The following is a 501-nucleotide window of genomic DNA, read 5'->3' as shown; positions in this document are numbered from 1 at the left end:
CCGTCGAGCCGGTCCATCGGGATCGAGCGCCCCTTGCAGCCGGTCTTGCCGACGCGGGCGGCCGTGGAGCAGCTGTAATAGCGATGCACCTTGCCGCTCTTCGAGGTCCCGGTGCGCAGCGTCATCGCGCCGCCGCAAGTAGCGCAGACGGCGAGGCCGGTAAGGAGAATGGGGCCGGTGACGACGCGGGGCGGCAGGACGCGCGGGTCTCTGGCTTTCAGGTTCGCCTGGGCCTTGTCGAAGACGGCCGTTTCGATAATCGGCTGGACGGCGATCTCGATGACTTCACTTTCGGCTTTGGTTCTCCCGGTTTTGGCCTCGCGCTGGTTGAAGCGCCACCGGCCCGCATAGACCGGGTTGGTCAAGACCTTGTGGACCGACGCGACGCCGAAGCGCGCGCCGAGTCGCGTTCTCAGTCCGCGCCCGTTGAGCGTTTTGGTCACTTCCTTGACGCCCATCGGCCCCTTGCCGGCCTCGCCTTCGAGATACAAGCGGTAGATC

At 66.3% G+C, this 501-nt stretch carries 1 protein-coding gene; it reads right to left on the bottom strand.

The features are described 5' to 3' along the window. On the bottom strand, positions 1–458 hold a 458-nt coding region (locus tag KP010_RS22520; protein ID WP_253204002.1), incomplete at its 3' end, for a recombinase family protein. Between the last annotated feature and the right edge of the window lie 43 nt (positions 459–501).

The sequence above is a fragment of the Methylosinus sp. KRF6 genome, from assembly GCF_018887255.1.
GTDB lineage: Bacteria > Pseudomonadota > Alphaproteobacteria > Rhizobiales > Beijerinckiaceae > Methylosinus > Methylosinus sporium.
The sequence above is the reverse complement of the archived record's forward strand: the minus strand, read 5'-3'. Positions and strand labels throughout refer to the sequence as shown.